19 protein-coding genes are annotated in these 20,812 nt (G+C 56.4%); 15 read left to right on the top strand and 4 right to left on the bottom strand.

Features of this window, described 5'->3' with window-relative positions:
- Positions 1-184 precede the first annotated feature (184 nt).
- The 10 genes from K5Y30_RS13460 to ugpQ all read left to right on the top strand — a co-directional run bounded on the left by K5Y30_RS13460 (position 185) and on the right by ugpQ (position 10,258).
- On the top strand, positions 185-1,312 hold the full coding sequence (locus tag K5Y30_RS13460) for a branched-chain amino acid ABC transporter substrate-binding protein (protein ID WP_061718403.1): 1,128 nt from the start codon (positions 185-187) through the stop codon (positions 1,310-1,312).
- A 66-nt stretch (positions 1,313-1,378) separates the two neighbouring features.
- Entirely contained in the window at positions 1,379-2,305 is a 927-nt protein-coding gene (livH, locus tag K5Y30_RS13455; RefSeq protein ID WP_101763097.1) for a high-affinity branched-chain amino acid ABC transporter permease LivH, read from the top strand.
- Positions 2,302-3,573: a high-affinity branched-chain amino acid ABC transporter permease LivM gene (locus tag K5Y30_RS13450; protein ID WP_110868130.1), complete on the top strand. Its 1,272-nt coding sequence runs from the start codon at positions 2,302-2,304 to the stop codon at positions 3,571-3,573. The genes livH and K5Y30_RS13450 overlap by 4 nt, the downstream gene beginning before the upstream one ends.
- Positions 3,570-4,337, top strand: a complete 768-nt coding sequence (livG, locus tag K5Y30_RS13445; RefSeq protein WP_222211753.1) for a high-affinity branched-chain amino acid ABC transporter ATP-binding protein LivG — start codon at positions 3,570-3,572, stop codon at positions 4,335-4,337. The genes K5Y30_RS13450 and livG overlap by 4 nt, the downstream gene beginning before the upstream one ends.
- A 1-nt stretch (position 4,338) precedes the next feature.
- Positions 4,339-5,052 carry a high-affinity branched-chain amino acid ABC transporter ATP-binding protein LivF gene (livF, locus tag K5Y30_RS13440; protein ID WP_101763094.1) on the top strand — a complete coding sequence of 238 codons (714 nt, stop codon included), beginning with the start codon at positions 4,339-4,341 and terminating at the stop codon, positions 5,050-5,052.
- A gap of 282 nt (positions 5,053-5,334) precedes the next feature.
- The gene (gene ugpB / locus K5Y30_RS13435) at positions 5,335-6,651 is read left to right on the top strand and encodes a sn-glycerol-3-phosphate ABC transporter substrate-binding protein UgpB (protein WP_222211751.1); all 1,317 of its coding nucleotides are present in this window, start codon (positions 5,335-5,337) and stop codon (positions 6,649-6,651) included.
- Between the two features lie 63 nt (positions 6,652-6,714).
- Positions 6,715-7,602, top strand: a complete 888-nt coding sequence (ugpA, locus tag K5Y30_RS13430) for a sn-glycerol-3-phosphate ABC transporter permease UgpA (protein WP_101763092.1) — start codon at positions 6,715-6,717, stop codon at positions 7,600-7,602.
- The gene (gene ugpE / locus K5Y30_RS13425) at positions 7,599-8,444 is read left to right on the top strand and encodes a sn-glycerol-3-phosphate ABC transporter permease UgpE (RefSeq protein ID WP_222184940.1); all 846 of its coding nucleotides are present in this window, start codon (positions 7,599-7,601) and stop codon (positions 8,442-8,444) included. Before ugpA ends, ugpE begins: the two co-directional genes overlap by 4 nt.
- Complete coding sequence (locus tag K5Y30_RS13420) at positions 8,445-9,518, top strand: sn-glycerol-3-phosphate import ATP-binding protein UgpC (RefSeq protein ID WP_222211749.1); 1,074 nt, start codon at positions 8,445-8,447, stop codon at positions 9,516-9,518.
- A complete protein-coding gene (gene ugpQ, locus K5Y30_RS13415) occupies positions 9,515-10,258 on the top strand; it encodes a glycerophosphodiester phosphodiesterase (RefSeq protein WP_222211747.1) in 744 nt (247 codons plus the stop codon). Before K5Y30_RS13420 ends, ugpQ begins: the two co-directional genes overlap by 4 nt.
- Here ugpQ and K5Y30_RS13410 read toward each other — a convergent pair.
- Positions 10,255-10,533 carry a DUF2756 domain-containing protein gene (locus tag K5Y30_RS13410; protein WP_101763088.1) on the bottom strand — a complete coding sequence of 93 codons (279 nt, stop codon included), beginning with the start codon at positions 10,531-10,533 and terminating at the stop codon, positions 10,255-10,257. The two genes, ugpQ and K5Y30_RS13410, sit on opposite strands and share 4 nt — an antisense overlap.
- A 328-nt stretch (positions 10,534-10,861) precedes the next feature.
- Here K5Y30_RS13410 and ggt point away from each other — a divergent pair, with 328 nt between their 5' ends.
- Positions 10,862-12,613, top strand: coding sequence for a gamma-glutamyltransferase (gene ggt, locus K5Y30_RS13405; RefSeq protein WP_222211746.1), 1,752 nt, complete (start codon positions 10,862-10,864; stop codon positions 12,611-12,613).
- An 83-nt stretch (positions 12,614-12,696) separates the two neighbouring features.
- Here ggt and K5Y30_RS13400 read toward each other — a convergent pair whose 3' ends face one another.
- Both K5Y30_RS13400 and K5Y30_RS13395 read right to left on the bottom strand, forming a co-directional pair.
- Entirely contained in the window at positions 12,697-13,191 is a 495-nt protein-coding gene (locus K5Y30_RS13400; RefSeq protein WP_222211744.1) for a GNAT family N-acetyltransferase, read from the bottom strand.
- 228 nt (positions 13,192-13,419) lie between these two features.
- Positions 13,420-14,991, bottom strand: a complete 1,572-nt coding sequence (locus K5Y30_RS13395) for an AbgT family transporter (RefSeq protein WP_222211742.1) — start codon at positions 14,989-14,991, stop codon at positions 13,420-13,422.
- 217 nt (positions 14,992-15,208) lie between these two features.
- Between K5Y30_RS13395 and K5Y30_RS13390 the strand changes: the two genes are divergently transcribed.
- The 4 genes from K5Y30_RS13390 to gntU all read left to right on the top strand — a co-directional run bounded on the left by K5Y30_RS13390 (position 15,209) and on the right by gntU (position 19,060).
- Positions 15,209-15,904, top strand: a complete 696-nt coding sequence (locus K5Y30_RS13390; protein ID WP_222211740.1) for a pirin family protein — start codon at positions 15,209-15,211, stop codon at positions 15,902-15,904.
- A 138-nt stretch (positions 15,905-16,042) separates the two neighbouring features.
- The gene (gntR, locus tag K5Y30_RS13385) at positions 16,043-17,038 is read left to right on the top strand and encodes a gluconate operon transcriptional repressor GntR (RefSeq protein WP_101763082.1); all 996 of its coding nucleotides are present in this window, start codon (positions 16,043-16,045) and stop codon (positions 17,036-17,038) included.
- 142 nt (positions 17,039-17,180) lie between these two features.
- Positions 17,181-17,717: a gluconokinase gene (gene gntK, locus K5Y30_RS13380; protein ID WP_036621490.1), complete on the top strand. Its 537-nt coding sequence runs from the start codon at positions 17,181-17,183 to the stop codon at positions 17,715-17,717.
- A 2-nt stretch (positions 17,718-17,719) separates the two neighbouring features.
- On the top strand, positions 17,720-19,060 hold the full coding sequence (gene gntU / locus K5Y30_RS13375) for a gluconate transporter (protein ID WP_210081840.1): 1,341 nt from the start codon (positions 17,720-17,722) through the stop codon (positions 19,058-19,060).
- A gap of 85 nt (positions 19,061-19,145) precedes the next feature.
- Here gntU and K5Y30_RS13370 read toward each other — a convergent pair whose 3' ends face one another.
- Complete coding sequence (locus K5Y30_RS13370; RefSeq protein ID WP_222211738.1) at positions 19,146-20,771, bottom strand: Na/Pi cotransporter family protein; 1,626 nt, start codon at positions 20,769-20,771, stop codon at positions 19,146-19,148.
- Positions 20,772-20,812: the final 41 nt, after the last annotated feature.

Raw genomic sequence — 20,812 nt, 5'->3', positions numbered from 1 at the left:
ATTCTGAATATGTCAGTTGATTTACAGAAGAAAGTTCCTGTTTAATAACCTGAAAAATAAAGCCTTATTACCTATAAATGCCAGAAAAGCGTGCTAACCCATTATTGCAGAATGAGTTTTCCTCTTTGACTGGCAGAAAATAAACAATCACAACAAACACGACACAACAGATGGGGAAGTTCGCATGAAAATGAGTAAAGGACGCGCATTACTGGCGGGCTGCGTTGCCCTGGCGATGAGCCATGCGGCGCTGGCTAAAGACATCAAAATTGCCATCGTAGGCGCATCAACCGGTCCGGTCGCGCAGTACGGTGACATGCAGTTTACCGGTGCCGCGCAGGCGATTAAGGACATCAACGCCAAGGGCGGCGTTAACGGTGACAAACTGGTTGGCGTGGAATATGACGATGCCTGTGACCCGAAACAAGCGGTTGCGGTTGCCAACAAAGTGGTTAACGACGGCATCAAATACGTTATCGGTCATCTGTGCTCCTCCTCTACTCAGCCAGCTTCAGACATCTATAACGACGAAGGCGTGCTGATGATCACCCCAGCCGCTACCGCGCCTGAACTGACGGCACGTGGCTATGCTGACGTGCTGCGTACTACCGGCTTGGATTCCGATCAGGGCCCAACGGCGGCGACCTACATCCTCGACCACATCAAACCAAAACGTATCGCTGTGGTGCATGACAAACAGCAATATGGTCAGGGTCTGGCGGAATCGGTGCAGAAAACCCTGAAAGCCAAAGGCGGCAACGTGGTGCTGTTTGAAGGTATCACCGCCGGTGATAAAGACTTCTCCACGCTGATTGCGCGTCTGAAGAAAGAAAACGTCGATTTCGTTTACTACGGTGGCTATTACCCGGAGCTGGGCCAGATTCTGCGTCAGGCAAAATCCGCTGGCCTGAATGCCGGTTTCATGGGTCCGGAAGGCGTGGGCAACGCTTCTCTGTCTAACATCGCTGGCGATGCGTCTGAAGGCCTGTTCGTGACCCTGCCGAAACGTTATGACCAGCTGCCAGAGAACAAGGCGATTGTTGATGCGATTAAAGCCAACACCGCGTCTAACCGCAAAGATCCAACCGGTCCGTTCGTCTGGACCACCTACGCGGCGATTCAGTCGCTGGTGGCCGGAATCGAGCGCAGTAAGAGCGATGAGCCCGATGCGATTGCGAAGAACCTGAAAGAGGGCGCTGCCGTTCCAACCGTGATGGGCAACCTGAACTGGGATGAGAAAGGTGACCTGAAGGGCTTCGAATTTGGTGTCTTCAAATGGCACAAAGACGGCTCTTCTACCGCAGTTAAGTAATCCCCCAAAATTCCCTTTCCCGCACGCGGGAGAGGGAATTATTCAGCTCCAGAGCAGGTCCTCACTATGTCCGAGCAGTTTCTCTATTTTATTCAGCAGATGTTCAACGGGGTGACCCTCGGGAGCACCTACGCGCTGATCGCCATCGGTTACACCATGGTTTACGGCATTATCGGCATGATCAACTTCGCCCACGGCGAGGTGTACATGATCGGTAGCTATGTCTCCTTTATCGTGATTGCCGCCCTGATGATGATGGGCATCGATACCTCGTGGCTGATGATCGCCGCTGGTTTCGTGATGGCGGTGATCATCTCCAGCGCCTATGGCTGGAGCATCGAGCGCGTGGCGTACCGGCCGGTGCGATCGTCCAAGCGCCTGATCGCGCTGATCTCAGCGATCGGGATGTCGATCTTCCTGCAAAACTACGTCAGCCTGACGCAAGGCTCGCGCGATCTTGCGCTGCCAAGCCTGATCACCGGCCAGTGGACGCTGGGCGAAAGCAACGGCTTTGCGGCCACGCTCTCCACCATGCAACTGGTGATTTGGGTGGTGACCTTCCTGTCGATGCTGGCGCTGACGCTGTTTATCCGTTATTCGCGCATGGGCCGCGCCTGCCGCGCCTGTGCAGAAGACCTGAAAATGGCCAGCCTGCTGGGCATCAACACCGACCGCGTTATCTCTCTCACCTTTATCATTGGTGCGGCGATGGCCGCGGTGGCGGGCGTATTGCTCGGTCAATTCTACGGCTCCATTAACCCATTCATCGGCTTTATGGCCGGGATGAAAGCCTTCACCGCAGCGGTATTAGGCGGTATCGGCAGTATTCCAGGCGCGATGATTGGCGGCCTGGTGCTGGGCATTGCAGAAGCGCTGACCTCGGCGTATCTGTCGACCGAGTATAAAGATGTGGTCTCCTTCGCGCTGCTGATTGTGGTGCTGCTGGTGATGCCAACCGGGATTCTTGGCCGTCCGGAGGTGGAGAAAGTATGAAACGCCTCGGTTTGGTCAACGCCGTGATCTCCACGGTGATGTTGCTGATTCTCGCCACCTTCTTTATGGGCGTGCGCCTCGATCTGGACGGCACCAAACTGGTGGTCGCCAATGCGGGCGCGGTGCGCTGGAACTGGATCTTCATGGGTTGTGCGGTGGTGTTTGTCTTCCAGCTGCTGCGTCCGCTGGTGCAGGGTAAATTCAAACGCAGCGGCAAAGGTTTTGTTCTGCCGGGTTTTGATGGATCAACGCCAAAGCAGAAGCTGTTGATGGCGCTGGTGATTGCCGCCGCCGTTATCTGGCCGTTTCTGGTCTCGCGCGGCAGCGTCGATATCGCCACGCTGACGCTGATCTACGTGATGCTCGGTCTCGGGTTGAACGTGGTGGTGGGTTTGTCTGGTTTGCTGGTGCTGGGCTACGGCGGTTTCTACGCCATCGGCGCTTACACCTTCGCGTTGCTTAATCACTATTACGGTTTTGGTTTCTGGGAAAGTCTGCCGCTGGCCGGTTTAGTCGCCGGTGCGTTTGGCCTGATGCTCGGCTTCCCGGTGCTGCGCCTGCGCGGTGACTATCTGGCGATCGTCACGCTCGGCTTCGGTGAAATCGTGCGTATTCTGCTGCTGAATAATACCGCGATCACCGGCGGCCCGAACGGCATCGCGCAGATTCCCAAGCCAAGTCTGTTTGGTCTGGAGTTTGGCCGCCGCGTCAGTGAAGGCGGCTGGAGCACTTTCCATGATTTCTTCGGCCTGAAATACGATCCCAGCGACCGCGTGATTTTCCTCTATCTGGTGGCGCTGCTGCTGGTGGTGCTGACGCTGTTTGTGATCAACCGTTTACTGCGTATGCCGCTGGGCCGCGCGTGGGAAGCGCTGCGTGAAGATGAGATCGCCTGCCGTTCGCTCGGCCTGAGCCCAACGCGCATCAAGCTGACTGCTTTCACCATCAGCGCCGTGTTCGCCGGCTTCGCGGGGACGTTGTTCGCCGCTCGTCAGGGCTTCGTCAGCCCGGAATCCTTCACCTTCGTCGAATCGGCCTTTGTGCTGGCGATTGTGGTGTTGGGCGGCATGGGTTCGCAGCTGGCAGTGATCCTTGCAGCGATTCTGCTGGTGGTATCACGCGAGCTGATGCGTGATTTGAACGAGTACAGCATGCTGGTGCTCGGCGGTTTGATGGTGCTGATGATGATCTGGCGTCCACAAGGTCTGCTGCCGATGAAGCGTCCGCATCTGAAGATGAAAAGCAGTAAACAAGGAGAGCAGGCATGAGTCAGCCTTTATTAGCCGTTGAAGGCCTGATGATGCGCTTCGGCGGCCTGTTAGCCGTCAACAACGTGGCGCTTGAGCTGCATCCACAGGAAATTGTTTCGCTGATCGGCCCGAACGGTGCCGGTAAAACCACGGTGTTCAACTGCCTGACCGGTTTCTACAAACCGACCGGCGGTACCATCAAACTACGCGATCAGCAGCTGCAAGGTTTGCCGGGCCAGAAGATTGCGCGCATGGGCATTGTGCGTACCTTCCAGCATGTGCGTCTGTTCCGTGAAATGACGGTGATTGAAAACCTGCTGGTGGCACAACATCAGCACCTGAAAAGCGGCGTGTTCTCCGGCTTGTTCAAAACCCCGGCTTTCCGTCGCGGTGAGAGCGAAGCGCTGGATCGCGCGGCAACTTGGCTTGAACGCATCGGTTTGCTGGATCTGGCTAACCGTCAGGCGGGTAACCTTGCTTACGGTCAGCAGCGTCGTCTGGAGATTGCGCGCTGCATGGTGACGCGTCCGGAAATCCTGATGCTGGATGAACCGGCGGCGGGTCTTAACCCGCGTGAAACGCACGAACTCGATGAGCTGATCGCCGAACTGCGTAGTGAGCACAAGGTTTCCGTGCTGCTAATTGAACACGATATGAAGCTGGTGATGGGCATTTCTGACCGCATTTACGTGGTGAATCAGGGAACGCCGCTGGCTAACGGCACGCCGGAACAGGTGCGTAACAATCCGGATGTGATCCGTGCTTATTTAGGTGAGGCGTAACATGGCAAACCCGATTTTAACTTTGCAGAATGTCAGCGCCCATTACGGTCCGATTCAGGCGCTGCACAACATTAATCTGCACATCAATCAGGGTGAAATCGTCACGCTGATCGGTGCCAACGGCGCGGGTAAAACCACGTTGCTCGGCACTTTGTGTGGCGAACCACGCGCCACCAGCGGCACCATCACCTTTGATGGTAAAACAATCACCGACTGGCAAACCGCGAAAATCATGCGTGAAGCGATTGCCATCGTGCCGGAAGGCCGTCGGGTGTTTTCGCGCATGACGGTGGAAGAGAACCTGGCGATGGGCGGTTTTTTCGCCACGCGTCAGCAGTATCTGGAGCGTATCGATCGCGTTTATCAGCTGTTTTCACGGCTGGCAGAACGTAAAGCACAGCGCGCGGGTACCATGTCTGGCGGTGAGCAGCAGATGCTGGCGATTGGTCGCGCGTTGATGAGCCAGCCGCGTTTGCTGCTGCTGGATGAGCCGTCGTTGGGTTTGGCGCCGATTATCATTCAGCAGATCTTCGACACCATTGAGCAGCTGCGTAAAGAGGGCATGACCATCTTCCTCGTCGAGCAGAACGCCAACCAGGCGCTGAAGCTGGCGGATCGCGGCTATGTGCTGGAGAACGGCCACGTGGTGCTGGAGGACAGCGGCGAAGCGTTGCTGTCCAACGAAGCGGTGCGGAGTGCGTATTTAGGCGCATAAGTTAGTGCTCGCTGTCCCCCATCCCGGCCTTCCCCCGCAAGCGGGGGAAGGAGACGCTGCCACATGCCACTCCCAACTCACATATAGCAGCATCTTCCTCCCCCATTAATGGGGGAGGACCGAGGAGGGGGACAGCCAGCACGTACCAGCCAGCACTCCTAACCCACCTGTCACATCCCCGTCATAAACCTGTTATTAATCCGTCATTTCCCCGTGTCATGTTACGTCGCGAACTAAAAAATGCGCGCATTCGCGCGTACTTAACAGCACAGGAAAAACCTTATGTCCGCTTTTACGCTTCGTCCCCGCCTGATGAGTGTCGTGCTCGGTCTGGCGCTCAGCGGTAATGCGCTGGCTGCAACTGAGATCCCTTTCTGGCACTCAATGGAAGGCGAGTTAGGCAAAGAAGTTGATTCTCTGGCACAACGTTTTAACCAGGCTCATCCCGATTACAAAATCGTTCCGACTTACAAAGGCAACTACGAGCAGAGCTTAGCGGCGGGTATCGCGGCGGTGCGCTCCGGTAAAGCGCCTGCGCTGCTGCAGGTATACGAAGTCGGTACGGCGACCATGATGGCGTCAAAAGCTATCGTCCCGGTCAACCAGGTGTTTAAAGACGCTGGCGTGCAGATGGATCCGAAACAGTTCGTGCCAGCCGTTGCCGGTTACTACAGCGACAGCAAAGGCCAGCTGATCTCGCAGCCGTTCAACAGCTCCACGCCGGTACTGTATTACAACAAAGATGCGTTCAAAAAAGCCGGTCTGAACCCGGATCAGCCACCAAAAACCTGGCAGGAGCTGGCGAAAGACGCCGAAGCGCTGCGCAAAGCGGGCCTGACCTGCGGTTACGCCAGCGGCTGGCAGGGCTGGATTCAGATTGAAAACTTCAGCGCCTGGCATGCGCTGCCGGTCGCCACCAAAAACAACGGCTTTGAAGGTACTGATGCGGTACTGGAGTTCAACAAGCCGGTGCAGGTGCGCCACATCGAAATGCTGGAAGCGATGAACAAGAAGGGTGATTTCACCTACTTCGGTCGCAAAGATGAATCCACCGCCAAGTTCTACAACGGTGATTGCGGCATCACCACAGCGTCTTCCGGTTCGCTGGCCGACATCAAACACTACGCCAAATTTAACTTCGGCGTTGGCATGATGCCGTACGATGAGACCGTTCCAAATGCACCGCAAAACGCCATCATTGGCGGCGCGAGCCTGTGGGTGATGAAAGGCAAAGATGCCAACACCTACAAAGGCGCGGCGGAGTTCATGAAGTTCCTCGCCCAGCCGGAAATCGCTGCCGAATGGCACCAGAAAACCGGTTATCTGCCGATCACCACCGCCGCGTACGAGCTGACCAAGCAACAGGGCTTCTATGACAAGAACCCAGGCGCAGACATCGCTACGCGTCAGATGCTGAACAAAGATCCGCTGCCGTTCACCAAAGGTATGCGTCTGGGCAACATGCCGCAGATTCGTACCATCGTGGATGAAGAGCTGGAAGGCGTGTGGACCGGCAAACAGGCGCCGCAAGCCGCGCTGGATAACGCTGTAAAACGCGGTAACGAACTGCTGCGCCGTTTTGAGCAGCAAGTGAAGTAACGCTGTTATCTCGGGGCCGACGCCTGGCGTTCGCCCCGATTTTTCTCCTGGATTGAGCCTGCTATGTCCTCATCGCGCCCCGTATTTCGCTCCCGTTTTCTGCCCTATTTGCTGCTGCTGCCGCAACTGGTGATTACGGCCATCTTCTTCTTGTGGCCAGCCGGTGAAGCCTTGTGGTATTCGCTGCAAAGCATTGATCCTTTTGGCATCTCCAGCACCTTCGTCGGAATGGCGAACTTTAAACGCCTGTTCAGTGACGAGTACTATCTGGCGTCATTCTGGACCACCATTGAGTTCAGTGCGCTGGTCACCATTTGCGGCATGACCTTTTCCCTGCTGCTGGCGGCGCTGGTGGATTACGTGATTCGCCTGCGCAAGCTCTACCAAACCTTGCTGCTGCTGCCGTACGCGGTGGCGCCGGTGGTGGCGGCGGTGCTGTGGATGTTCCTGTTCAATCCGGGCCTCGGTTTGTTCAGCCATCTGCTGAACCAAATGGGCTACAACTGGAACTACGCGCAAAATAGCGGTCAGGCGATGTTCCTGATTGTGCTGGCGTCGATCTGGCAGCAAATGAGCTACAACTTCCTGTTTTTCTTTGCCGCGCTGCAGTCGATTCCCAAATCGCTGGTGGAAGCGGCGGCGATCGATGGCGCCGGTCCGGTGCGTCGCTTCTTCAATTTGTCCCTGCCGCTGATTACGCCGGTGAGCTTTTTCCTGCTGGTGGTCAATCTGGTGTACGCCTTCTTCGACACCTTCCCGGTGATCGATGCCGCCACCGGCGGCGGGCCGGTGCAGGCCACCACCACGCTGATCTACAAAATCTATCGCGAAGGCTTCACCGGGCTGGATCTCTCTTCCTCCGCCGCGCAATCGGTGGTGCTGATGCTGCTGGTGATTGGCCTGACTATTCTGCAATTCCGCTTTGTCGAGCGTAAGGTGCAATACCAATGATTGAGAATCGACGCGGGTTGGACATCTTCAGCCATACCTTGCTGGTGCTGGGCGTGCTGACCATTCTGTTCCCGCTTTACATCGCTTTTGTCGCGGCGACGCTGGATAACGAGGCGGTGTATCAGGTGCCGATGACGCTGCTGCCGGGCACGCATTTGTGGGATAACATCGCGCGCATCTGGACACATGGCGTGAATGGCAACGGTCCGGCGTTTGGCATGATGATGCTCAACAGCCTGCTGATGGCGCTCGGCATCACCATTGGCAAAATCAGTGTCTCGATGCTCTCCGCCTTCGCGCTGGTGTGGTTCCGTTTCCCGCTGCGCTCGCTGTTTTTCTGGCTGATTTTCATCACCCTGATGCTGCCGGTGGAAGTGCGTATTTTTCCGACGGTGGAAGTGATTTCGACGCTGAATATGCTCGACAGCTACAGCGGCCTAACGCTGCCGCTGATGGCATCGGCGACGGCCACTTTCCTGTTCCGTCAGTTCTTTATGTCACTGCCGGACGAGCTGATTGAGGCGGCGCGTATCGACGGTGCCAGCCCGATGCGCTTCTTCTGGGACATTGTGTTACCGCTGTCCAAAACCAATCTCGCCGCGCTCTTCGTGATCACCTTTATCTACGGCTGGAACCAATATCTGTGGCCGCTGCTGATCATCAACGATGCCAGCCTCAGCACCGCCGTCGCCGGAGTGAAAAGCATGATCAACAGCAGCGGCGGGCCGACGCAGTGGAATGAAGTGATGGCGGCAATGTTATTAACCCTGATTCCACCGGTGGTGGTGGTACTCGTGATGCAACGTGCGTTTGTGCGTGGCCTGGTAGAGAGTGATAAATAAATGGCAGGCGTAACCCTTCAGACCGTTACCAAATCGTACGACGGTAAAAATCAGATCATTCAACCCCTGAATATCACCATTAACGATGGCGAATTTATGGTGATGGTCGGCCCTTCCGGCTGCGGTAAATCGACGCTGCTGCGCATGGTGGCGGGCCTTGAGCGCGTATCGTCGGGCGATATTTATATCGACGATAAACGTGTCACCCACATGGAGCCGAAAGATCGCGGCATCGCCATGGTGTTTCAGAACTACGCGCTCTATCCGCACATGACGGTGGGCGAAAACATGGCGTATGGCCTGAAAATTCGCGGCATGGGCAAAGTGCAGATTGATCAGCGCGTGATGGAAGCCGCGCGCAGCCTTGAGCTGGATCATCTGCTGCATCGCCGCCCGCGTGAGCTGTCGGGCGGACAGCGTCAGCGCGTGGCGATGGGGCGCGCTATCGTGCGTGAACCGGCTGTTTTCCTGTTTGATGAGCCGCTGTCGAATCTGGATGCGCGCCTGCGCGTGCAGATGCGTCTTGAGCTGCAACAGCTGCATCGCCGCCTGAAAACCACCAGCATCTACGTGACGCACGACCAGGTAGAAGCGATGACGCTGGCGCAACGCGTGATGGTCATGAACAAAGGCGTGGTGGAGCAGGTGGGCACGCCGGTGGAAGTCTACGAGCGTCCAGCCAGCCAGTTTGTTGCCTCGTTTATCGGCGCGCCCGCCATGAATTTGCTGCCAGGGCAAATCAGCAGCGACGGCACGCGTTTCACGCTGGATGCGCTTAACAGCTTGCTGCTGGGCGAGAGCAGAGCCAAATGGGCCAATCGTCCGCTGACGCTCGGCATTCGTCCCGAACACATCAAACTCAGCAGCCGCGATGCGGGCGGCATTCCGATGGTGGTTGAAACGCTGGAGATGCTCGGCGCGGATAATCTGGCGCACGGTCGCATCGGTAACGCGCGCATGGTGGTTCGTTTGCCGCACAGCGAGCGCCCGCAGGCGGGCAGCACCTTGTGGCTGCATCTGCCGTCAGATGCGTTACACTTCTTCGATTCAACCTATGGAAAGCGTCTGGAATGAGTCAACATAACTGGCCTTATCCGCACATTGTCGCGCATCGCGGCGGCGGCAAACTGGCTCCGGAAAATACCCTCGCGGCGATTGATGTCGGCGCGCAGCACGGTCACACCATGATCGAGTTTGATGCCAAGCTGTCGCAAGATAAGCAAATTTTCCTGCTGCACGACGATACGCTGGATCGCACCAGCAACGGTTGGGGCGTGGCGGGCGCGCTGTCGTGGCATAAGCTGTCACAGCTGGATGCCGGCGGCTGGTTTAGCCGCGATTACGAAGGCGAACCGCTGGCGCTGCTGAGCGAAGTGGCCGAGCGTTGTCGCCAGCATCAGATGATGGCGAACATCGAGATCAAACCCACCACCGGGCAGGAGGTGGAAACTGGCCGCAATGTGGCGCTGGCCGCACGCGAACTGTGGCAAGGACAAACCGCGCCGCTGCTCTCCTCCTTCTCTTACGCAGCGCTGGAGGCGGCGATGGAGGCAGCACCTGAACTGCCGCGCGGGTTGCTGCTGGATGAGTGGCACGACGATTGGCAGGCGCTGACGGCGCGTCTGGATTGCGTGTCGATCCATCTCAACCACAAATTACTCGAAGCCAAACGCACCGCGCAGCTGAAAGCGGCCGGTCTGCATATTCTGGTGTATACCGTGAATCAGCCCGCGCGGGCGCGCGAGCTGTTGAGTTGGGGCGTCGATGCTATCTGCACCGACCGCATCGATATTATCGGTCCCGACTTCCGCTAGTTCTGCTGCTGTTTCTGGCCCGGTTGCGACTGAATCACCCGCTGCTGGGCGCTATCCCGCTGTTCCTGCACCTTGCGCTGGACATCCTGACTTTGCTGCTGCTGATTCTGCTGCAACCTGAGCTTCTGCTGTTGCTGCTGATTCTGCATCTGCGACTGCATCCGCTGCTGGCTCGGGTTGAAGCCGGGTTTGTTCGGATCGTTGGTGCTGTTCAACGTATTTGCCATGCTGCTTAACGGCAGCAATGCTGCGATCACAATTAGCCATTTGTTCATGGTCTTCCTCCATTCATGCAGCCTGCTGTGTGCTGATGCTGCCAAAGTGGCAACACGCGCTGCAGCCATAAGTTTATGCGATATCACAAACCTATGATCCAGGAGTGCGCCGAATTTAGCTTACTGCTACGCTTTTTACCGTGTTTGCAAACACTTGCATCAATAAATAACAAATGGATACCCATAATAATTCGAGGCGCAGGAAGGCGGCAAACGAGAGAGTCCCGATGAGCTTACATAAGTAAGTGATTCGGGTGAACGAGAGCAGCCAACGCATCTGCACCTTGAAGTATGAAGGGTATAAATAACTTTAAAAGGATGGTGGCAGATGAGGATACAGGGCAACGTGCGTCAGTTCGGCTGGGCATTATTGATGAGTTTGACCGTGGTGCAGGGCGCACACGCTGCGCCCGCTAACGCGCCGCCGGTTTCGTATGGCGTTGATAGTGATACCTTTCACCCGGTAAAAGCCAAACATGGCATGGTGGCATCGGTGGATGCGATGGCGACAGAAGTCGGCGTCGATATTCTTAAGCAGGGCGGTAACGCGGTGGATGCGGCGGTTGCGGTGGGTTTCGCGCTGGCGGTGACGCATCCGCAGGCCGGTAATCTCGGCGGCGGGGGCTTTATGCTGCTACGCACCGTATCGGGCCGCACCACCGCCATCGACTTCCGCGAAATGGCACCGGCGCGCGCGTCACGCGATATGTTCCTTGATAAGCAGGGCAACGCTGATAGTAAGTTGTCACTCACTTCTCACTTAGCCTCAGGCACGCCGGGCACCGTGGCCGGTTTTGCGCTGGCGGCGCAGAAATACGGTACCTTGCCGCTGAGCACTTTACTGGCGCCTGCCATCAAACTGGCGCGTGACGGTATCGTAGTGAACGATGCGCTGGCCGACGATCTCGCCACCTACGGCAAAGAGACGCTGATCAACCACGACAACAGCCGCGCGATTTTCTACAAAGCCGACGGCAAGCCGTACCAGAAGGGCGAACGTCTGGTGCAGAAAAACCTCGCGCGTAGCCTGCAATTGATTGCTCAGCAAGGGCCGGATGCGTTCTATAAGGGCAAAATCGCCGATGAAATTGCCGGTGAAATGGCGCAGCACGGCGGCCTGATCGGCAAGCCGGATCTGGCGGCCTATCGCGCGGTAGAACGCAAACCGGTGAGCGGCACCTATCGCGGCTACGAAGTGTTCTCCATGCCGCCGCCATCCTCCGGCGGGATTCACATCGTGCAGATCCTCAATATCCTGGAAAACTTCGACCTCGCGAAGTTTGGTTTTGGCAGCGCGGATGCGATGCAGGTGATGGCGGAAGCGGAAAAATACGCTTACGCCGACCGTTCAGAATACCTTGGCGATCCTGATTTCGTCAAAGTGCCGCAGCAGGCGCTAACCAGCAAAGCCTACGCCAAAACACTGGCGCAGCAGATTGACGTCAACAAAGCGCGTCCATCCAGCGAGATCAAGCCGGGCAAACTGGCGCCGTATGAAAGCAATCAAACCACGCACTTCTCGGTGGTGGATAAAGATGGCAACGCGGTCGCGGTGACTTACACGCTGAATACCTACTTCGGCAGCGGCATTGTCGCCGGACAAAGCGGCATTTTGATGAACAATGAAATGGATGATTTCTCGGCCAAACCGGGCACGCCAAACGTCTATGGCTTAGTCGGTGGCGAGGCGAATGCGGTGCAACCGGCCAAACGTCCACTGTCATCGATGTCGCCGACTATCGTGGCGAAAGACGGTAAAACCTGGCTGGTGACCGGCAGCCCAGGCGGCAGCCGCATTATCACCACCGTGCTGCAAATGGTGGTGAACAGCATCGATTTCGGCATGAACGTAGCGGAAGCAACCAACGCACCGCGCTTCCATCATCAATGGTTGCCCGATCAGCTGCGCGTGGAGAAAGGTTTCAGTCCGGATACGCTGCGCCTGCTGGAAGCTAAAGGGCAGCATGTGAAAGTGATGCCCGCGATGGGCAGCACGCAGAGCATTATGATTGGGCCGGACGGCACGCGCTATGGCGCATCCGATCCGCGTTCAGTGGATGATTTAAGCGCAGGTTATTAATCACTTGTAGGGTCGCCATTCATGGCGACCTGGTTTCCAGGTGCGCATCAATGCGCACCCTACAAAGAATCTGCGTATTCACATTAACCTTTCAAGCGCGCCATATAATGGGTATCCACCATTTCGCCGTCGCGCATGGCGTGCCGACGTGCGGTACCTTCAATCTCAAAGCCAAACTGCTGATAAAGGCCAAGCGCTTTGTGGTTATCGGCGAACACCGTCAGCTCAATGCGCGTCACCTGCAGCCAGTTGTCGCACAAATCAATCATCGCTGACATCAGCGCTTTACCGACGCCGCGCCGATGAAAAGCAGAATCGACGCCCATGCCAAAGGTCGCAGTATGGCGACGGCGCGCCACCGACAGCACTTCCACAGTGAGTTGCCCGGCAATCTGATCGTCAATACACGCCACTAGCATATGCACACCCGGACGCAGATTACTGAGGCGTTCCTGCCACAGCGTCGGCGATTGATAAGGCAGATGCAGCGTGCTGGCCTGCGGTTCAGGCTGGCTGTACATGCACGTTAAAGCAGCTGCATCTTCGGGAATGGCGTGACGAACAACGATCTGACTCATGAGCGACTCCTTGTGCAAAATGGATAAAATCCCCTTTAACATCAAGGAATTCTCGCTCTTCGTCAATGCAAAATAATTCGCAAAAGGGCTTTACAGACGCGAATGATAATGATTATTATTGTCATGCGAGCTCGGAAACGTCTCCTGACAACCGGGTAAGCACGACATTGCTCACATTGCTTCCAGGTATTATTTAGCCAGCTCGGGTGCTGGCTTTTTTTTTGCCTTTTACAGGGTGTACCAGGTTGCTGCACCGGGCCCGACCGGCAGATTAAAGACAAACACCCACAGCACAAACAGCAGCGTCCAGCCAATCATAAACACCACCGAATACGGCAACATCATCGCCACTAGCGTACCAATACCCATATCGCGTCGATAGCGCGCCGCCACCGCCATAATCAAGCCAAAGTAACTCATCATTGGCGTAATCACGTTGGTCACCGAATCACCGATGCGATACGCCGCCTGAATCACTTCCGGCGCAAAGCCGACCAGCATCAGCATCGGCACAAAGATCGGTGCGGTCACCGCCCATTGCGCCGAGGCGGAGCCAATCATCAGGTTGATAAAGCCGCAGATCATGATGAAGCAGACAAACAGCAGCGGCGCGCCCATATCGATTGATGCCAGCAGATTGGCGCCTTTTACCGCCACCACGGTGCCGAAATTGCTCCAGTTAAAGAACGCCACGAACTGCGCAGCAAAGAACACCAGCACGATATACATGCCCATGCTGCTCATACTGGCTGACATGGCGTTAATGACATCGCGATCGTTGCGCATATTGCCGATCATGCGGCCATAAACCATGCCGGGAATGGCGAAGAAGACAAAGATAAACACCACAATGCCCTTCAGGAACGGTGAGCCCGCCAGCGTGCCGGTTTTCGGGTTGAGTAACACGCCGTAGCCCGGAATCACGGTCAGGATCAGCAGCAGCGTAACGCCAAGAACCGCCCAGCCCGCGCCTTTCAACGCCCGACGTTCTTGCGTCGTCAGCGCGCCCATATCGCCTCGCACCGCATCACCTTCGCTGTCGTGATATTTGCCCAGTTTAGGTTCGACGATGCTGTTGGTGATCCAGGTGCCAAGAATGGCAATCACGAAGGTACTGACAAACATAAAGTACCAGTTTACTTCCGGGCCAACATGGTAGTCAGGATCGATAATCTGCGCGGCGCTTTGGGTAATGCCCGAGAGCAGCGGATCGATGGTGCCAAGCAGTAAGTTGGCGCTGTAGCCGCCAGAAACCCCGGCAAACGCCGCGGCCAGGCCCGCCAGGGGATGACGGCCCAATGAGTGGAAAATCATCGCGGCCAGCGGAATCAGCACCACATAGCCCAACTCAGAAGCGGTGTTGGAGATAATGCCAGCGAAGACGATGGTGAAGGTGATGAGCTTTTTCGGTGCGTTAAACACCAGCGCGCGCATCGCCGCCGAGAGCAGCCCTGAATGTTCGGCAATCCCCACACCGAGCAGCGCAACCAACACGGTGCCGAGCGGCGCAAAGCCGGTAAAGTTGGTGACCAGATGGCTGACGATGCGTTGCAAACCTTCGGCACTCATCAGGCTAACCACGTGAATCACACCGTCTGGTGTGCGTCCTGCCGCGCCAACTGGGCGGGGATCGATCACGTTGACGCCAAACGCTGCGGCAACGGCAGACGCAACAATGATAAACAGTGAAAACAGGGCAAATAGAGTAATCGGATGCGGTAATAAATTACCCAGCCATTCAACGGTATTCAAAAAGCGCTCAATCGGGCGCTTAGCGGGTGGAGTGATGTGTTCTGACATAATTTTTCCTTGTTATTCCTGCTTGCAGGGTCCGTGATGCTCATTGTTATGTAGTGGGTTATCTACAAGACCAATCTCGTTCGCACTTCCTCATCAGTAAAACCTGGGTCGTTTTTTCGTTTTCATTCACTTTTTTTGAACAGAGGGATGAAGTTTTTCAGCTATCAATCAATCCTACGCAGTACCAAACTGTAAAAAACATTGAGGAGAATTGAACATGATTTATGTACGTAAAGCTGAAGAACGCGGTCACGCTAATCACGGTTGGCTGGATAGCTGGCACACCTTTTCTTTCGCCGATTATCACGATGCCAACTTTATGGGCTTCTCGGCACTGCGCGTGATTAACGAAGATGTTATCGATGGTGGTCAGGGCTTCGGCACCCATCCGCATAAAGACATGGAAATTCTGACCTATGTGCTGTCTGGCACCGTTGAACATCAAGACAGCATGGGCAATAAAGAGCAGATTCCGAGCGGTGAGTTCCAAATCATGAGCGCCGGTACCGGCGTGCGACATTCGGAGTACAACGCCAGCGCCACCGATCCGCTGCACCTGTATCAGATCTGGATCATTCCAGAGCGCAAAGGCATTGAGCCGCGTTACGCGCAACGCCGTTTCGATGATGTTAAAGGCCGCCAGTTTGTGCTGACGCCGGATGAACGTGACGGATCGCTCAAGGTGTTTCAGGACATGACGTTGTCGCGCTGGGTCTTTGCTGAGGGCGAAAGCGATAAAGTGACAGTTGAAGCCGGTCGTCGCGTGTGGATTCAGGTGGTGAAAGGGCTGGTGAGCGTGAATGGCGAACAGGTTGGCAGCAGCGATGCGCTGGCGATTTGGGATGAAAGCGCGCTGAGCATCAAAGCTGACAGCGATGCAGAGATTCTGCTGTTTGATTTGCCACCGGTTTAAAGGTCGCGCAATGAATGGCGCCGCTGCAATATCTGCACGTATTTGTAGCGGCGCGATTGATCGCGCAGGTTTTCCTCAAAAGCAGTGCATGACAAAAAAATGATAAACTCGTCGTATCTCTGATTTCAGGCGCATACGATGAAGAAGAAAAGACCGGTATTACAGGACGTTGCCGATCGTGTCGGCATCACAAAAATGACCGTCAGTCGCTACCTGCGCAATCCCGATCAGGTTTCTGCGGCGCTGCGCGATAAGATCGCCGTGGCGCTGGACGAACTCGGTTACATCCCCAATCGCGCCCCCGATATGCTCTCCAATGCCACCAGCCGCGCTATCGGCGTGCTGCTGCCTTCCTTAACCAACCAGGTTTTCGCCGACGTATTGCGCGGCATTGAGGCCGTCACCGACGAAGCGGGTTACCAAACGCTGGTGGCGCATTTTGGCTACAACGCGCAGAAAGAGGAGTTACAGCTGCGATCGCTGCTCGGCTGGAACATCGACGGCGTGATTCTCACCGAGCGTACCCATACGCCGGGCACACTGCGCATGCTGGAAGTAGCGGGCATTCCAGTGATTGAGATGATGGATTCGGTCACGCCGTGCCTCGATATGGCGGTGGGCTTTGATAACGTCGAAGCCGCGCGGCAGATGACGCATGCTATTCTGAAAAAAGGCCATCGCCATACGGTTTATCTCGGCGCGCGACTTGATGAACGTACCTTGCAGAAGCAACAGGGCTACGAAAAAGCGATGCGCGAAGCGGGGCTCACGCCACACAGCGTGATGATGGAAGATGCCTCCTCTTTCAGCGCCGGCGCGCAACTACTGTGCGAGGCGCAAAAGCGTTATCCGGAAACTGACAGCCTGTTTTGTACCAACGATGACCTCGCGGTAGGCGCGATGTTTGAGTGCCAGCGTCAGGGATTACGCGTGCCGCAGCAGATGGCGATTGCCGGTTTCCACGGCCATGACATTACGCAAGTGGTGAATCCGCGCCTCGCCACGGTGTTAACGCCGCGCGAGCGTATGGGACGGGAATCGGCAGCGATGCTGCTGGCGCGCATTGGCGGCGATCGCACGCTAACGCAACCGCTGGATGTTGGCTTTGAAATCTCCGAAGGTGACAGCATCTGATTTTGGCGATTATTTGAGTCAGTTCACACTTTCGTGCTTTTCCACCTGAGAAGGGTTGCCAGCCTTTCAGTGGGCTCTGACAATGGCAGCTCGATTTGTTATCGGTAACATTGGGCAGAATTCACTGCCGGAGCGCAAAACAATGACAACGCCATCTCCATCGCACCACGTCTTTATCCTGATGGGCGTTTCCGGCAGCGGAAAATCTGCCGTCGCCAATCAGGTCTCTCATCAGTTAAACACTGCATTCCTCGATGGGGATTTCCTCCATCCGCGCAGCAACATCATGAAAATGGCGGATGGCCATCCGCTGGACGATAACGATCGCCAGCCGTGGCTGCAGGCGCTGAATGATGCGGCATTTGCCATGCAGCGCACGCAGGAGATCTCCATCATCGTCTGTTCGGCACTGAAAAAGTCCTATCGCGACATCCTGCGTCAGGGCAACGAGAATCTGAAATTTATCTATCTGCAGGGCGACTTCGAAACCATTGAATCCCGCCTGAAAGCGCGTAAAGGTCACTTCTTCAAACCGCAGATGCTGGTGACGCAGTTCGCCACGCTGCAGGAACCCGGCGCGGATGAGCCCGATGTACTGGTGGTTGATATCAATCATTCACTGGATGAGGTAGTTGCGGCCACGGTTGCGACCATTGAGGGTGCAATCAACAAGGGTTAGTCATGAGTACCGCAACGCTAGTGTTAACCGCAGCAGGCTCTGTCCTGCTGTTGCTGTTTTTGGTGATGAAAGCGCGTATGCACGCCTTTGTTGCCCTGATGTTAGTCTCCATTGGTGCCGGTCTGTTTTCCGGCATGCCGCTCGATAAAATCGCACAAACCATGGAAAAAGGCATGGGCGGAACGCTCGGCTTTCTCGCCATTGTGGTGGCGTTGGGCGCGATGTTCGGCAAGATCCTGCATGAAACCGGCGCCGTCGATCAGATCGCCATCCGCATGTTGAAAACTTTTGGGGAAAGCCGCGCGCACTATGCGATGGGCGTCGCCGGGTTGATCTGTGCGTTGCCGCTGTTCTTCGAAGTGGCGGTGGTGTTGCTGATCAGCATTGCGTTCGCCGTGGCGCGTCGCACCCAAGGCAATTTAGTTAAACTGGTGATCCCGCTGTTTGCCGGTGTTGCGGCGTCCGCCGCGTTTCTGCTGCCGGGTCCTGCGCCGATGCTGCTGGCCGCGCAGATGCACGCTGATTTTGGCTGGATGATTCTGCTGGGCCTGTGCGCCGCGATTCCGGGCATGCTGATTGCGGGCCCGCTGTTTGGCAGCTTTATTGCCCGACATGTCAGCTTTAGTGCACCGCCGGAAGATCATCAGCCGGAAGTGGAAGAGGGCAAACTGCCGTCGTTTGGCTTTAGTCTGGCGCTGATTCTGTTCCCGCTGCTGCTGGTGGGCCTGAAAACCATCGGCGCACGCTTCACCACGCCGGGTTCCCATCTGTATGAGTGGCTGGAGTTTATCGGCCATCCGTTCACCGCGATTTTGCTGGCCTGTCTGGTGGCGATTTATGGCCTGGCTTATCGTCAGGGCATGGATAAAGAGAAGGTGATGCAGGTATGCGGCAGCGCGCTGCAACCGGCGGGCATTATCCTGCTGGTGATTGGTGCGGGCGGCGTGTTCAAGCAGGTGCTGGTGGATTCGGGCGTTGGCCCGGTTTTAGGGCATGCGTTGACCGGCGCAGGCATGCCGATTGCGCTGGCGTGTTTCATCCTTTCTGGCGCGATTCGCGTGATTCAGGGTTCGGCCACCGTGGCCTGTTTAACCACCGTCGGTTTAGTGATGCCGGTAATAGAACCGCTGCACTACAGCGGCGCGCAGCTGGCCGCGCTGTCGATCTGTATCGGCGGTGGCTCGATCATTATCAGTCACGTGAATGATGCGGGTTTCTGGCTGTTTGGCCGCTTCACCGGCGCCACCGAAGCCGAAACGCTGAAGACATGGACACTGATGGAAACCATTTTGGGCACCACCGGCGCGATTGTTGGCATGATTGCGTTCAGTTTGCTGTCGTGATGTAAAACCAGCGCAATACATTGCGCCGCTACGGACCATTACGCGGATTTGTAGCGGCGCGATTTATCGCGCGATTCTGACCTTCTTAATCCTCTTCCCGCTCATCATCCGGCTGATCTAAAACCGTGTACGCCACGGCGCAGAACAGCGAATTTAAACGCTTCAAATCGCCCAGCAAGCCAAGGTGCAACGAGCTGGTTTCAATGCTTTGTACGTTCTGCAGATGCAAGCGCTCGACGTGCGCGTGGGAGAAACGGCGAATCAGGATGCGGAAGCGGTGCTTGGATCGGCGCAGGCGTTTGGCGCTGGTGACATCGTGCGACAAAAACACTGACAAACTCAGACGCAGGTTATACAGCACCTGTTCCTGCAAGGTTTGCAGCTCCTCCAGTCCTTCGGCAGAGAAGGCACGGCGCGCGGTCAGTGACTTATCCGCTACGTCGGCGCACATGCGTTCAATAATGTCGCCCGCCTGCTCCAGGTTGAGCGCCATCTCAATGATCTCCGCCCAGCGGCGCGAATCATCCTCCGGCAAATCCTCTTTCGGCATACGCGCCAGATAGAGTTTGATCGCGGTGTAAAGCACATCAACATCATCATCCAGCCGCCGCACCGCGCGCTCTTCGCGCAGGTCGCCGTGCACCACCTTATTGAATGACTCAATCATCTGCTCGACCACATCGCCGATGCGCAGTGTTTCGCGTGAGGCGTTAGCCAGCGCTAACGCCGGCGTATCCAGCGCGCTGCTGTCGAGGTGTTTGGGTTTGAGATGGGCTTCGTTTTCGGGATCATCGGCAATCATACGGCGGCAAAGGCGCGCCATTGGATCGGCAAACGGCACCATGACTAAGCAGCGAATCAGGTTGTAGAAGACGTGGAAGAAGATCACCAGCTCTTCATCATTGACTGGCAGCTTATCCAGCACATCGGCGACCACATTGACGAACGGCAAAATGGCGATGCTGCCAATCAGCTTAAACAGCAGGCTGCCGAGCGCGACGCGTTTGCCCGCTGCGTTGGAGCCGCTGGCGTTGATCATCGCCAGCAGGCCGCTACCGAGGTTGGCACCAATCACCAGACAGAGTGCCACCTTGAAGGAGATGACACCGGTGGCGGTCAGCGTGGCGGTAATCAGTACCGCCGCGAGGCTGGAGTAACTGATGATGGCGAACACCGCGCCAATCAGCGCATCGAGCATCACATCGCCGGTCAGCGTCGAGAACAGCACCTGCACTCCGGCCGCCTGGGTGATCGGTTTGGCGGCCGCGACAATCAGCTGCAGCGCCAGCAGAATCAGGCCAAGCCCAATACTGGCGCGGCCCAGCTGCCCAATGCGCGTTTGCTTGCGGCTGAGAAAGAACACTACACCAAAGAAGATAAACAGCGGCGACAGCCACGACAAATCAAAAGTCAGGATGCGCGCCATGATCGCGGTCCCGACATCCGCGCCCAGCACCACCACCAGCGCAGGCGTCAGGCTCACCAGATTCTGCGCAACAAAAGAGGTAACCAGCAGCGTGGTGGCGTTACTGCTCTGCACCAGCGCCGTGACGCCAATGCCGGCAAGAAACGCCATCGGTTTTTTTTCGACGCTGCGACTGAGTACGCGACGCAGATCGGCACCGTAAACGCGCATGATGCCGGTGCGCACAATGTGTGTGCCCCACACCAGCAGTGCAACGGCAGAGAGTAGATTAAGCAGAGTTAACACGTATAGAGGCTCCTCATCCGTCAGGCTCAAACCACACCGAT

It is taken from the genome of Pantoea sp. DY-5, assembly GCF_019795955.1.
In the GTDB taxonomy this organism is placed as follows: Bacteria; Pseudomonadota; Gammaproteobacteria; order Enterobacterales; family Enterobacteriaceae; genus Pantoea; species Pantoea leporis.
Note: the sequence above shows the minus strand (reverse complement) of the source record. Positions and strands in the feature narration are given on the sequence as shown.

Coding starts and splice junctions, on each gene's coding strand:
- ugpQ (WP_222211747.1), top strand. CDS start 9,515: ATGAGTCAACATAACTGGCCTTATCCGCACATTGTCGCGCATCGCGGC.
- K5Y30_RS13390 (WP_222211740.1), top strand. CDS start 15,209: ATGATTTATGTACGTAAAGCTGAAGAACGCGGTCACGCTAATCACGGT.
- livF (WP_101763094.1), top strand. CDS start 4,339: ATGGCAAACCCGATTTTAACTTTGCAGAATGTCAGCGCCCATTACGGT.
- K5Y30_RS13460 (WP_061718403.1), top strand. CDS start 185: ATGAAAATGAGTAAAGGACGCGCATTACTGGCGGGCTGCGTTGCCCTG.
- gntK (WP_036621490.1), top strand. CDS start 17,181: ATGACAACGCCATCTCCATCGCACCACGTCTTTATCCTGATGGGCGTT.
- ugpA (WP_101763092.1), top strand. CDS start 6,715: ATGTCCTCATCGCGCCCCGTATTTCGCTCCCGTTTTCTGCCCTATTTG.
- K5Y30_RS13420 (WP_222211749.1), top strand. CDS start 8,445: ATGGCAGGCGTAACCCTTCAGACCGTTACCAAATCGTACGACGGTAAA.
- livH (WP_101763097.1), top strand. CDS start 1,379: ATGTCCGAGCAGTTTCTCTATTTTATTCAGCAGATGTTCAACGGGGTG.
- K5Y30_RS13410 (WP_101763088.1), bottom strand. CDS start 10,533: ATGAACAAATGGCTAATTGTGATCGCAGCATTGCTGCCGTTAAGCAGC.
- ugpE (WP_222184940.1), top strand. CDS start 7,599: ATGATTGAGAATCGACGCGGGTTGGACATCTTCAGCCATACCTTGCTG.
- gntU (WP_210081840.1), top strand. CDS start 17,720: ATGAGTACCGCAACGCTAGTGTTAACCGCAGCAGGCTCTGTCCTGCTG.
- K5Y30_RS13395 (WP_222211742.1), bottom strand. CDS start 14,991: ATGTCAGAACACATCACTCCACCCGCTAAGCGCCCGATTGAGCGCTTT.
- ggt (WP_222211746.1), top strand. CDS start 10,862: ATGAGGATACAGGGCAACGTGCGTCAGTTCGGCTGGGCATTATTGATG.
- ugpB (WP_222211751.1), top strand. CDS start 5,335: ATGTCCGCTTTTACGCTTCGTCCCCGCCTGATGAGTGTCGTGCTCGGT.
- K5Y30_RS13400 (WP_222211744.1), bottom strand. CDS start 13,191: ATGAGTCAGATCGTTGTTCGTCACGCCATTCCCGAAGATGCAGCTGCT.
- K5Y30_RS13450 (WP_110868130.1), top strand. CDS start 2,302: ATGAAACGCCTCGGTTTGGTCAACGCCGTGATCTCCACGGTGATGTTG.
- livG (WP_222211753.1), top strand. CDS start 3,570: ATGAGTCAGCCTTTATTAGCCGTTGAAGGCCTGATGATGCGCTTCGGC.
- gntR (WP_101763082.1), top strand. CDS start 16,043: ATGAAGAAGAAAAGACCGGTATTACAGGACGTTGCCGATCGTGTCGGC.